This window comes from Pseudoalteromonas sp. MIP2626, assembly GCF_013414205.1.
Lineage (GTDB): Bacteria > Pseudomonadota > Gammaproteobacteria > Enterobacterales > Alteromonadaceae > Pseudoalteromonas > Pseudoalteromonas nigrifaciens.
Window position 1 is genome coordinate 1 of record NZ_JAATTW010000025.1, and the last position, 12,670, is coordinate 12,670.

Here is a 12,670-nt window from a genome sequence, read left to right on the forward strand (position 1 = left end):
ATTGAATTTGAGGAACGACTCAGCAAGCATATTTAAAATCTAAAAACGGGCAGTTACACAGAATCCGTTACAGGCTCATTTTTTTATATTTAGTGGGCTTAATACTTGTTCAGTACTTAGGTATTAAAACAACAAACGTGGCCCCAAAAACAATATCAGAATTTATTCGTATCATCTTTTTAAACCCAATTGGAGGATATTGGTTTCTTCACTCCTTAATCGTTATTCAACTCTCAATTCTCTTTTCAAGATATGTAACAGCTCGATTCTCTTCTGATACTAAAAGCATTGCTATCGCACTGCTTATCTCTATATTTATCTTATTAATTATGACCAAGTTCGGGGTTATAACATTTAGAACTGTTACCTATTTTATACTCGGAATTATAGTTAAGCAGCTGTACCCGGATGGCTTTTCGTTCCCCTTTAAACTGTCTTTGCTGCTTGTAGTATTGTTTTATTTAGGAAACACTTTTTGGCTTATCGATATATATAATCTGTTTTCCGCCTCAGAAGTTATATGGTGTTTACTGCTCACATCGTTCTTTTGGTCTTTGTTTATTATTTTTAAAGATAACTATGTAACAAACTTAATGGCATACCTTGGCCGAAACACTCTAATTATATTAGTTTTACATGCACTCTTTATTGTCGCCATGAAACCTTTAAATAATTTATTTTTAGTCTTAGATGCTACGGGGATCATGCAATCGCTTATCGTTACAGTTATAACGTTAGTATTGTGTTTATTTTCAGCAAGGGTATTTGATTACTTAAACATAACCAGATTCATTTTCAATGTAGAGAATATATACAGTAAACAAGATAGAACAGGCTAAAGATAGCGCTGCATTTTAGTAATACTCAAACTTACCCTAATAGGCGCGAATTTATTTCGCGTGCTTTTAACCCAAGCGAAGTATAAACCTGAAAGCAACTATTAATCTCTATCTTTAACCGCCTCACTTTCAATCACTACCAAATAAATCGCGTGTGTATACTTTATCTGTAATATCACTCAACTCTTCAACCATACGGTTAGAAACAACTACATCAGATATTTGTTTAAATTCATTTAAGTTTCTAATAACGCGAGAGTTATAAAAAACATCTTCTTTAAGCTCTGGCTCATACACCACCATTTGCACATTACTGGCTGCAATTCGCTTCATGATCCCTTGAATAGCAGACGCTCTAAAGTTATCAGATCCCGTTTTCATAACGAGCCTGTAAATTCCAACGACTTTAGGATTTCGTTTAATAATTGAATCCGCTATAAAATTTTTACGTGTGGTATTGGCATCAACAATAGCGCAAATCATATTGTTGGGTATGTCTTTATAATTTGCTAATAACTGCTTGGTATCTTTTGGCAAACAATAGCCACCATAGCCAAACGATGGATTGTTATAATGATTACCAATGCGAGGGTCAAGTCCAACCCCTTGTATAATTTGTTTACTATTTAATCCATGCGCTTCGGCATACGTATCAAGTTCGTTAAAATATGCGACCCGCATTGCAAGATAGGTATTTGAAAATAATTTAATGGCTTCAGCTTCGGTCGACTCAGTAAACAACACTGCTATATCTTGTTTAATCGCCCCTTGCTTAAGTAAATTAGCAAATACAGCAGCACGCTCACTTTGCTCACCAACCACAATGCGTGATGGGTGTAGGTTATCGTAAAGCGCCTTACCTTCACGTAAAAATTCAGGAGAAAATATAATATTGTCTACGCCCAGCTGCGCTTTCATCCGCTGCGTAAAACGCACTGGCACTGTCGATTTAACAATTATTACCGCGTGTGGATTATAAGCCAAAGCGTCGTTTATCACGGCCTCAACAGAGCTGGTATTAAAATTATGAGTGTGGGTATCGTAATCGGTAGGGGTCGCTATAATAATAAAGTCAGCGTTACAGTACGCCATGCTTTTATTAGTTGTTGCAGTAAAACTTATATCATCTCGTTGTAAATATTCACTTATATGAAAATCGACTATCGGCGATTGCTTATTATTTAAAAGGGCTATTTTTTGCTCATCTATATCAAGTGCTATAACCTCGTTATGCTGGGCTAGTAACATGGCGTTCGACAAACCAACATAACCAGTACCTACAACTGTTACCTTCATATTCATCCCTAATATTTAAAATATTCTATATCAGCTAAAAGTATAGTTAAGGCTAAATTATAGGCAAATTGAAAAGTGCAAAAAACACACTAGCAACACACTCTGCCCTTATTTTTATTTCTAACTGAAAACTAATCGCAACCCATTACCTACCCTTGCATTTAAACTAATTAAAACTAAGCTGTTACAAACAATACGTTAAAACACTTAAAAGCTGCTTTCATCTTTAATTGAAAGTTACGGCTAAAAGTAGATCACCGCCCTTTTTAAGCATACAAGGACGAACAATGAAAATACTGCATCATGGGGCTGTTAATGGCGTTACCGGTTCGTGCCATGAACTAGTGATAAATAACAGCACATCAATACTCATTGATTGTGGACTATTTCAGGGGGAGGATTCAAAAACTGATTTAGCTATTGGGTTTGATATAACTAATGTTACGGCATTAATTGTTACTCATTGCCATATTGATCATGTGGGGCGCATACCGTATTTATTGGCTGCGGGATTTAAAGGGCCTATTTACACCACTAAAGCGTCGGCCAGTTTATTACCACTGGTAATAGAAGATGCATTAAAAGTAGGGGTAACACGCGATCCTAAAATAATTGCAGCCTGTTTAAGCTTATTAGCTAGGCGCATTGTTGCGGTTGATTTTAAAACCTGGTTTAACTTATCTATCAATCCAAGCGTTAGTAATGCTGAAAATACCCAAACAGCCAAAGCACGGTTTCAGCGAGCCGGGCACATTTTAGGTTCAGCCTATGTTGAAATTGACATTCTTGAGAACAAAAGCACTAAAACCACTCCTAACAACACACAAGGTAAAAGTACGCATCGCGTGGTGTTTTCTGGCGATCTAGGCGCGCCCTATACACCGCTATTACCCACACCTAAGCCGCCGTATAAAGCCGACACTCTAGTCATTGAATCGACCTATGGCGATAAAAACCATCAAGGGCGTAAAGAGCGTACTCAAACATTAAAAAAAGTAATCGAAGGTGCGGTTGCCGATAACGGCGTAGTACTCGTGCCCGCGTTTAGTATAGGTCGCACCCAAGAGCTACTTTACGAACTAGAGCAGTTAATTCACAGCGCAGCTAAAAACTCACCATGGCACAGCATACACGTAATACTCGACTCCCCCATGGCGGCAAATTTTACTGAGCAGTACAGAAATTTTAAACATTTATGGGACGCTGAAGCCAAACGCAAAGTTGCCAAAGGCCGCCACCCGCTCGACTTTAAAAACCTAACCACAATCGACACTCATAAAGAGCATGTGGCCATTATTAACTACTTAGCCACTCGCCAAACCCCCGCCATTATTTTAGCCGCCAGCGGCATGTGCACCGGCGGGCGCATTGTAAATTACCTAGCGCGTTTTTTAAGTGACAAAACCACCGACATACTGTTTGTAGGCTATCAAGGACGCGGCACATTAGGGCATGATATACAAACCTATGGCCCTCGTAACGGCTATGTATTTGTAAACGACACTCGCATTATCATAAACGCCAAAGTACACACTATAAGCGGCTACAGCGCCCACGCAGATCAAAATGGGTTAATAAAATTTGTAACTGGCATGCGTAAAAAGCCCAGCCATATAAAAATAGTGCACGGCGACGATGATGCAAAAAATGCGCTCGCAAATAAATATCGCGAAATTTTAGGAGAAAGAACATTCGTGGAAATAGCTAAATCATAAAAATTAACCATAGGGTATGAAGTCTTAGTACACAATGTGTAAAGCTGTCATTTAGTTCAATTATCCACAATGGAAACTTTTATTGAACCGCATATTAATATTGAACACTTTAATCTTAAAATCATAAAGATATTCCCCCCTTTTTTGGTGATAATGCGTAACACATATAAGCTCTGTTACGTTCGCTGGTAATAATGTACTGAGCTAGGTGTTAGTATGCCAACCTGTTAAGTGATCCCGGCTTGGGTGAGTGACACATTATGCTGACCTAAAGTCATTGCTTCGCTCTTAACGACATCAAAGCCTGTACAAGTCAATATCTTCACGTATCATTTTAAGGCCAGTAAATAAAAGGACTCTTCTTGTTTAAACTTCCCGCGACTACTATTGCCCTTATTATCGTTTGCAGCGGTTCTATTATTGGTCCGCTTGGCATGGCGGGCGTTAACATAGCAATTCCAAACCTCGCTGAAGATTTAAATGCGAGCGCGAAAATGATCGCGTGGATGCCTACTTTGTATTTACTCAGTAGCGTCATGTTTATGCTGCCGTGCGGAAAAATAGCTGACAACTATGGTCGAAAACGCATATATGCTTCTGGTTTAGCCTTAAATGCACTGGCCTCGCTGATGTGCGCGCTAGCAAAATCGATTGAGTGGGTGCTTTTTTGGCGCTTTATACAAGGGGCCGCTGGCGCCATGATTTTTGGTATCGGCGTTGCCATCATAACCTCTGTCACACCTGATAATAAACGAGGGATGGCACTGGGCACCTCTGCGGCATGTGTGTATATAGGGCTCAGCGCAGCCCCGGCAATGGGTGGTTGGCTCACTGAAATGTGGGGATGGCGCGCCGTGTTTTACTCGCAGATCCCCTTGGTACTTATGCTGCTCATTACCATTAAACTGTGTTTACATGGTGAGTGGAAAAACGATAAAAAATCGCCATTTGACTGGTGGGGCACCGTTATTTTCTCGCTTTTTGCACTGTGCTTAGTGTTAGGGTTAAGTAATTTACCAAGTATTCTTGGCTGGCTTTTAACATTACTTTCAATCATCTTTTTGATGTTATTTATTGTTCATCAAAGTCGCAGTAGGCGACCACTCATTAGAGTGCAAATGTTTTTAGAAAGTCGTGTATTCAGCCTATCCTTGTCCACTTCCTTTTTAATGTATGCCAGTAACTTTTCACTGGCCTTTTTATTAAGTTTGTATTTGCAATATATTAAAGGATTAAGCCCCGCACATGCAGGGCAAATCGTATTACTCCAAGCGGTGTCAATGGCTATCATGGCGCCACTGGCAGGTAAATTTGCCGATAAAATACAGCCGCGCTTACTTGCTACATTAGGCTGTGTCATTGTTATGGTTGGCTTTTTTCTACTTTCTCTACTAACGGTGAACTCAAGCACAACTTATATTAGCGGCTCACTGCTATTATTGGGCATTGGCTTTGGCTTATTTTCGACCCCAAATAACAATGCCATTATGGGCGCAGTAGATAAAAGCGAGCTAGGTGTCGCATCTTCTTCAATGAATTTGTCACGCACGATTGGTAATTTATTTGGTATGAGCTTAATCAACTTAATTGTGCAGTATTACCTTGGAGACAGTACTTTTTCAGCGCAAAATAGCCCCGCATTAATGAGTACCATTTCATTGGCGTTTAAAATGTCTTTAGGGTTTGTAATTCTCGCAAGCTGTATTTCTGCACTGCGTGGTCGAGCCTAAAGTGTGTTTAAAAATAATAGAAATGGACAATGCCCATCCTTAATTGGAGCCTGGCATTGTCGCAATTATCGACCCATTTCGAATGTTCGAATAGTTGACGTGTTAAATATTTCATTTTTAGCCTGACACAGAATTATGAATGCCTTCTACTTCACATGCCCTGGTGAACGAAGATGTTACCCCGCCTAAATCACTATTCCAATATCATCCCAGCCTAATTAACCGAATTTCCTTGTTAATAGACTGTGATAGTGTAATCTATATTGCATTAAATAACATTTTGATTATGCAACGAATAAAATGCTAAGACAAATATTAGTCGATAACGATATAAATTCGCTTCTAAATGACGCGTGTACTGGTAAGTATTCACTTAAAGATAGGTATCTAATAACCCAACTTGCTTGCGTCCCCTTGTCACTTACAGAGCATAATTTATTAAAACTACATCAGTTGATAAGTGACAAAGGAGAAGTTTATCGCAAGTGGGTTTTGCCAGCAGAATATAGTCGAAACAAGAATGAGCGCATTATCGAAGTGCCTGAAGTTTTTTGCCAAGCACTAGAGCAATATTTAGACTGGTACGAACAGCAACAAGATTTACCAGTTGAATACAGGCATAACTTAGGAACGTACAGGGGGTTTAGTCAAAAAGCCCCTGCTTTACTTAATGACCGCCTAACTGCGTTTGCTATGAGTGAGCGAACCGTTAAAAAGGGCATTAATAAACAACCAACAAACCTAAGAACCAAAGTTAATACACTGCTTAAAAAGGCTGGTTTAGATTGGGCTACAGCGAAAACCTTTGAGGACTCGCTCATAATCCATTTAGCAAAAAACGTAGATCATGGTGTTGTAGCTGACTTGTTTGGTTACGCATCAAGACAAGTAGTAACAGATAAGTACAACGGTAACTTGCTGCAATTATCGGACGCTATCAATAGCGTGTATTCAAGAATTAAAGTTACAGGACATTAGGAAGTTGAAAAAGTTTAAGTTCATAAACAGTCAATCAAAAAAAGAGTTTCTAGCGTTGCCAGATAAAATTCAAAAGCGCTTTGCAAATGATTTAAACGCTATCTGTCAAAACAAAGAGCCATTTAGCAAGTTCAAGCACTTAAAGGACAGTGTAGGTATTGGCGCGGTTGAACTGATTGAAAACGGTAGACCAGCATACAGAACGATTTATGTTGCTAAATTTGCTGACACTGTTTTTATTTTGCACTCATTTACCAAAACCACCAACGGGGTAGATGGGCAGGCAATGGACACTGCGAAGAAACGATACAAATTAATGCAAAAAGAAATTAAGTGACATATATCAATACTTGTATATATATCAGCACTGATATATAGTACCTGTAAGTTAAACAATAAGGTTGTTAATATGACTCTTGAATACTCAAATATCTTTGATGCAATCACAAAAGATAAAGCAGAAGCCTCTGAACTACAGACGCGCTCAGATCTGATGATTGTTATTCGTGACATTATCAATGCTAAAAATTGGTCACAGGCCGATGCAGGGATTAAATTAGGGCTAACTCAACCTCGCGTAAGCGATTTGGTAAATGGCCGAATTGATAAATTCAGCATTGATAAGTTAATGACTTGTTTGTATAGAATTGGTTTTCGTTTCAAACCATCCTTTACGGATGATCAGTTAACAATGGCAGTCGAAGCCGTTAAAACACACTCGTTGGAATGCGAGTAGCGGCCATAAGTCGCTATTTATTCGCATGCGTTTTGTAGCTCAGATGGTTAGAGCGCTACGCCGTTACCAAAGTGTTTGCAAACGCTGAGGTTATAATTTCGCGATAAAGGCTATATGGGGTCTGTCACTGGTTCAAGTCCAGTCAAAACGCAGCCGAATAAATTAAATTGGAATAACGGGGGTAACATATGCACGTAGACAAAAAAGTCGGCTGGGCGCTAGAGGCGATAGGAGTTGTATTACTTCTTGCTACGGCTACTTTCAATCTGAAAATATTTTAGGCTGTTTTTGGTTTTTCATGCACAATAGCAGGAGCGTACAAAGTGATCAAAAGGCTTATTGTTGAGCGAAATTCAAGCGCTATTTAAAATGAAGATATTTGGATTTCAAGTGATGACATAAATGAACGACGCGAACTGGTCTTGAATAAATTTTAAGCTATTTAAAATCAATTACTTAAATTGAAACTATCTTACTTTAAACAATCATTAAACACGGCTAAAACCACGTAAACCATTGAAATTTAAATAAAAACAAACCCAATAGTTCCCGCTATTAGAAGGTTTTACTCCCCTCCCCTGAAACCCTTATACAGCAAGGCTTTTCGCGCGATTTAGCTTTTCAAATGAGACAGAAAAACGTCTGAAAATGGCAATTTGAGACAGTATTAACCAGCTAGAATCTGAGATGCAAACGTGAAAAAATTCACTTTTTTACTACGCTAACGTATCAACTAATGCCCATTAAAAAAGGGATTCACCACGTCTCAATATGAAAATTTTATAGGGTCTTAGCAGCTAAAAAGCTGAGATAAAAAAGTGTAAAAATTCACTTTTCTTTTACCAGAGAACCGAAATAAATATGCTTGAGAGGTATCCATAGTGGCTGAGTGAGGACATTTTAGGCAGGGTTAAGAGCTCGAACTCTGAGTGATTTTATGTAATTTCGTTTAAATACAGTAGACCACTTTTTAATTCAATATTAGGTCTCCCCCCTATTCATCGGCGAAATCAGTTAAAAGCGCCCCTTAAAAGATAATTTAATTTTATTCTTGCTAAAAATGAGAAAGAGCAACTAAATTATTAGTACTGCAGCGCTAAGTTGTCATATCGTAAATAGTGCTACATCACGGTTGTGAGAGGCGTCAATTGCTATGGATAAAAGAACTGAAGCTTACCTATTCTACGAAAAGTATAAAGCTAAACCGATATCAAGTTGGAAGGGCGCGACTAAAAAGCAAAGGTTTAAATGTGAAGCTATGCTTGATGGTAATCAGTGCGGCTGTATTTTCGAAAATTCGTACTCTCGTATGACAATTATTTTCAATCGATGGAGAAAAAAATTAGTGGGCCATGATTTATATGGAGTGATGTGCCCAACTCATCGTAAAGCCTTTACCAAAAGCAGAACAAAGCATACCTATTATGAAAACATGAGCAGTTTTGGTCTTTTAAAATTAGCGCTAAAAAACAGAGGTAAAGGAAAGGTTTACAAGCACGGTAACGACACTGTTCATTACCTAGAAATGTTACGAAGAAAAAATGAGGACGGTTTAACACTTATAGATCTCATTAATGAACACCTAGGTGCTCGGCGATTGCGTCCAGAATTACAGCAGTATACTTTAGATGATTGGCGCGCATATCATAAAAAGAAAAAATTTTTTAACAAATCAGAATGGAAAAGGTTGGACTCGCACACTCAGATGCTTTGTTATAAACAAGGCTACATGGCTCAGTTAACAAAAGAGTTTTTTTCAACTCCTCTCATTTTCGAATCACACACACATGCAGTAATTCAATGTGCAAGCTATGCTGAACTTGTCTTTGCAAAGGTGCTTGATGAATTACGGCTGGATTATAAAGATCACCCTGAATGGCCATTTTGGTTCAAAAATGAATCCTATAAGAGCAAAGCTGATTTTTCCATTATGCTTAATGGTAAAGTTGTTATGGTTGAACTATGGATGTTACGAAAAGATCTTTTATCCGTTGCTGAGTTGTCAGATAAGTTTGTTCAAAAGTACCTTCGTAGAAGAGCAAAAAAAGAATTAAAGATTAAGGAGTGCGCTGAGTCCGCATATGATATTTTTATAAATGTTGAAGCTAGAATACTCAGAAATGATGGTTTAGAAGCTTATTTAATAGAAATTAAGAAAATATTAAAATCATTAAACATTAAAAATATTGAATGTATTTCCCCTAGTTTATTTACTGATGTTGAAAAGTTACTCTTTAAATTAAAGACATTAGACGTTGAAGAGTTGATAAGTTATGCCAAATTAAATAACTTTCATTATTTTACGCAATTTGATGATCGTCTAGCCAAAGCGATACGAAAAAACCCTGAACTCCAAAACCAGCTAGAACGGGCACTAGCTAAGGAGTTTAATAGAGTCCCAAACTCTCGTTTTTTTGAAACCCCTCCTCTTGATAATATTATTGAATACGTTAGTGCAAGAAAAGAACTTCATAATAAAGAAGCTTATACGGCAGCTCATACTAATGGGTTGTTGCCTGATGGTTTTATGGCAAGCCCTGTCAATAGTTACCCTGAACTTAAATGCTGGAAACAACTATGGGGCGAACCACTACTAGTAAGTTACTTTGAAGCAAAACAGATAGTCAATAATTTACAGGTAAAGGGGAAAACTGACTTCACACGCAGACGCGCTAAGGTTAAAAAAAATTTAAACAAAAACGATCCTGATTTTGAATTATTAAAAGTACGTGCTAATCCTGGTAATCATATATCTGGAGGGTATGCTGAATTTACAACATGGGATAACTTTACAGGTGCGTATTCTCATGCATCGCGATCACCTAATACTATCTAAGCCGATCACCTTATACCATCCATCAAGATCACTCAATACCATCGATGCCGATCACTTTTCGGTCAAAATGGTATTGAGTGATCGACTTGAATGGTATCGTTCAATTTGTACACGTTTTTGTCTAGCCAGTAGGTGTTTTTAACCGTTATTCTTTTCATTTTTGATGATGAGAATGACCATGCCAACGGCACCTATTTCAATGCGTAAACTTAAAGAGATTTTAAGACTAAAATACAGCTGTAAACTCAGTCATCGTCAGATAGCAACAAGCTTATCTGTTTCACCCTCAATCGTGTCTAAATATGCCTGTAAATCAGCAGAGTTAGATATTACTTACTGGCCGCTTGATGAGAAGTGGGATGATCACGCTCTGCAACAAGCGTTCTTCAAAACAAAGCCTCGATTAAAGGGCTTTACCATTCCTGACTGGTCGTTAGTTCAGCAAGAGCTTCGGCCTAAAACCATGACGTTGTTGCTGCTTTGGGAAGAATACAAAGAGCGGCACGCGGAAGGTTTTTACAGTTACACTCACTTCTGCCGTCAGTACAAGGCATGGCTTAAATGCCAAAAACCCTCCATGCGACAAAATCATAAAGCAGGTGAAAAACTGTTTGTGGATTACTGTGGCCCAACCATGAGTATTGTTGATACAAGTACAGGCGAATGTCGTACTGCACAAGTGTTCGTTGCGGTCATGGGTGCATCAAATTATACCTATGCCGAAGCGACTTACAGCCAGAAACTCGAAGATTGGGTGATGAGTCACGCCCGTTGTTTTGAGTTTCTTGGCGGTGTTCCTGAGCTAATAATTCCTGACAACCTTAAAAGTGCCGTCACCAAACCGTGTCGATATGAGCCTGACTTAAATCCAACCTACCAACAACTAGCGACACATTACGATACGGTCATTGTGCCCGCTAGACCCTATAAACCAAAGGATAAGGCTAAGGCTGAAGTGGGTGTGCAAATTGTTGAACGTTGGATAATGGCGCGCCTTCGCAATGAAACCTTCTTTAGCTTGCGTCAATTGAACCTGAAAATACAAGCATTACTGGTCGATTTAAATCAACGTAAAATGAAAAAGCATCCTGGCTCACGGCTCAGTCAGTTTGATGCTATCGACAGACCTGCACTCAAACCACTGCCTACACAGCCTTACAGCTATACCTTAGTAAAACAGGTGAGCGTGCATATTGATTATCATGTGGAAATTGAAAAGCACTACTACTCAGTGCCACATACCTTAATTAAACAAAAGCTTGAAGCCCATGCCTCCGGGAAGTTGGTGACACTCTACCATCAAGGCATACGAGTCGCTGTTCACCCCAGATCATACCGAGAAGGTGCGCACACCACGCTTGATCTGCATATGCCTATCGCTCATCAAAAGCAGCAACAATGGACACCACAGCGGTTCGAACGCTGGGCGAGTAAATTTGGCACATCAACTGAGCAGTTTGTTATGCAATTGATGCAAGCTAAAAAACATCCAGAGCAAAGCTACCGTGCTTGTATGGGGTTATTAAGCCTAGGTAAAAAGTTTAGTGATCAACGTCTTGAAGCCGCCTGTCATCGCGCATTAACCACAGGTGTTACTCGCGTTAAACAAGTAAAGACTATCTTAGAAAAAGGCTTGGATAAACAACCCTTGCCACAAGCTCAAGGTGATTTACTACAAGATATTGATCATAAAAATATCCGTGGCAACCACTATTACCATTAATAAAAATTAACAAACCATAGGAAGACTTATGCAAAATATCAATCAACAAGTTAATAATCAGTTAAGTAATTTAAAGCTAAGCGGCATACGTGATGCGCTATTGCAGCAATACGAGCAACCCAATTTATACGTTGAACAAAGCTTCGAAGAGCGGCTAAGTTTATTGCTTGAACATGAAATAACGCAGCGTGATCAGCGTAAAATAGATCGCCTAACGCGACAAGCAAAGTTCAGAGTTGGCGGCACACTTGCCCAACTCAACTATGGCGCAGCACGACAACTCGATAAAGCTCAGATCCGTTCATTAGCACAAGGTGAATGGCTTCGTCTTCACCAAAACATCTTGATCACAGGAGCAACAGGTTGTGGCAAAACTTACCTCGCTTGCGCGCTTGGTCAAAACCACTGCCAACAAGGGAGTAGCGTTTATTATTTTAGGCTCAAAGAGCTATTAGAAAAGATGTTTCTAGCGCAAGCCGATGGTAGTTATCGAAAACTGATCAACAAGCTTAGCTCTGCCAATTTACTGATCTTAGATGATTGGGGATTAGAGCCATTAACGGCTCAACAACGGAGTGATTTACTGGAATTAATTGATGCAAGATATGATACAAAATCGACCTTAATAGCGAGTCAATTACCGATAGAAAATTGGTATGAAATGATCGGAGAATCGACACACGCGGATGCGATTCTAGATAGGCTTGTGCACGGGGCGATAAAGTTGGAATTAAAAGGCGAGTCGATGCGAAAAAAACTAAATTTCTTGACTGATGCCGATCACTCAAGTTAGATTTTACTGAGGTCTACTGACAGA

9 protein-coding genes and 1 tRNA gene are annotated in these 12,670 nt (G+C 39.0%); 9 read left to right on the top strand and 1 reads right to left on the bottom strand.

All coding sequences use genetic code 11. The features are described 5' to 3' along the window. Window positions 1-968 precede the first annotated feature (968 nt). Window positions 969-2,135 (bottom strand): nucleotide sugar dehydrogenase, encoded by a 1,167-nt coding sequence (locus HC000_RS11395; RefSeq protein WP_011327154.1) that lies wholly within the window; start codon window positions 2,133-2,135, stop codon window positions 969-971. A 287-nt stretch (window positions 2,136-2,422) separates the two neighbouring features. Here HC000_RS11395 and HC000_RS11400 point away from each other — a divergent pair, with 287 nt between their 5' ends. The 9 genes from HC000_RS11400 to istB all read left to right on the top strand — a co-directional run bounded on the left by HC000_RS11400 (window position 2,423) and on the right by istB (window position 12,646). Next, window positions 2,423-3,850: an MBL fold metallo-hydrolase gene (locus HC000_RS11400; RefSeq protein ID WP_179807680.1), complete on the top strand. Its 1,428-nt coding sequence runs from the start codon at window positions 2,423-2,425 to the stop codon at window positions 3,848-3,850. Between the two features lie 362 nt (window positions 3,851-4,212). Further along, window positions 4,213-5,580: an MFS transporter gene (locus HC000_RS11405; protein WP_179807681.1), complete on the top strand. Its 1,368-nt coding sequence runs from the start codon at window positions 4,213-4,215 to the stop codon at window positions 5,578-5,580. A 300-nt stretch (window positions 5,581-5,880) separates the two neighbouring features. Further along, window positions 5,881-6,558: a hypothetical protein gene (locus HC000_RS11415; RefSeq protein WP_225741053.1), complete on the top strand. Its 678-nt coding sequence runs from the start codon at window positions 5,881-5,883 to the stop codon at window positions 6,556-6,558. A gap of 4 nt (window positions 6,559-6,562) precedes the next feature. Continuing rightward, window positions 6,563-6,895 carry a type II toxin-antitoxin system RelE/ParE family toxin gene (locus HC000_RS11420; RefSeq protein WP_179807683.1) on the top strand — a complete coding sequence of 111 codons (333 nt, stop codon included), beginning with the start codon at window positions 6,563-6,565 and terminating at the stop codon, window positions 6,893-6,895. A gap of 72 nt (window positions 6,896-6,967) precedes the next feature. Further along, complete coding sequence (locus tag HC000_RS11425; protein ID WP_179807684.1) at window positions 6,968-7,294, top strand: helix-turn-helix transcriptional regulator; 327 nt, start codon at window positions 6,968-6,970, stop codon at window positions 7,292-7,294. 27 nt (window positions 7,295-7,321) lie between these two features. Then, window positions 7,322-7,446 (top strand) — tRNA-OTHER (locus HC000_RS11430). Window positions 7,447-8,447: 1,001 nt separating this feature from the next. Then, window positions 8,448-10,130 (top strand): hypothetical protein, encoded by a 1,683-nt coding sequence (locus tag HC000_RS11435; RefSeq protein ID WP_179807685.1) that lies wholly within the window; start codon window positions 8,448-8,450, stop codon window positions 10,128-10,130. A 178-nt stretch (window positions 10,131-10,308) separates the two neighbouring features. Then, entirely contained in the window at window positions 10,309-11,853 is a 1,545-nt protein-coding gene (istA, locus tag HC000_RS11440) for an IS21 family transposase (protein WP_086961189.1), read from the top strand. A gap of 28 nt (window positions 11,854-11,881) precedes the next feature. Beyond that, window positions 11,882-12,646 carry an IS21-like element ISShfr5 family helper ATPase IstB gene (istB, locus tag HC000_RS11445; RefSeq protein ID WP_008111090.1) on the top strand — a complete coding sequence of 255 codons (765 nt, stop codon included), beginning with the start codon at window positions 11,882-11,884 and terminating at the stop codon, window positions 12,644-12,646. Window positions 12,647-12,670: the final 24 nt, after the last annotated feature.

Excerpts from the sequence above, each read along its gene's own strand:
- HC000_RS11395 (WP_011327154.1), bottom strand. The coding sequence starts at position 2,135 with ATGAAGGTAACAGTTGTAGGTACTGGTTATGTTGGTTTGTCGAACGCC.
- HC000_RS11400 (WP_179807680.1), top strand. The coding sequence starts at position 2,423 with ATGAAAATACTGCATCATGGGGCTGTTAATGGCGTTACCGGTTCGTGC.
- HC000_RS11415 (WP_225741053.1), top strand. The coding sequence starts at position 5,881 with ATGCTAAGACAAATATTAGTCGATAACGATATAAATTCGCTTCTAAAT.
- HC000_RS11425 (WP_179807684.1), top strand. The coding sequence starts at position 6,968 with ATGACTCTTGAATACTCAAATATCTTTGATGCAATCACAAAAGATAAA.
- HC000_RS11435 (WP_179807685.1), top strand. The coding sequence starts at position 8,448 with ATGGATAAAAGAACTGAAGCTTACCTATTCTACGAAAAGTATAAAGCT.
- istA (WP_086961189.1), top strand. The coding sequence starts at position 10,309 with ATGCCAACGGCACCTATTTCAATGCGTAAACTTAAAGAGATTTTAAGA.
- istB (WP_008111090.1), top strand. The coding sequence starts at position 11,882 with ATGCAAAATATCAATCAACAAGTTAATAATCAGTTAAGTAATTTAAAG.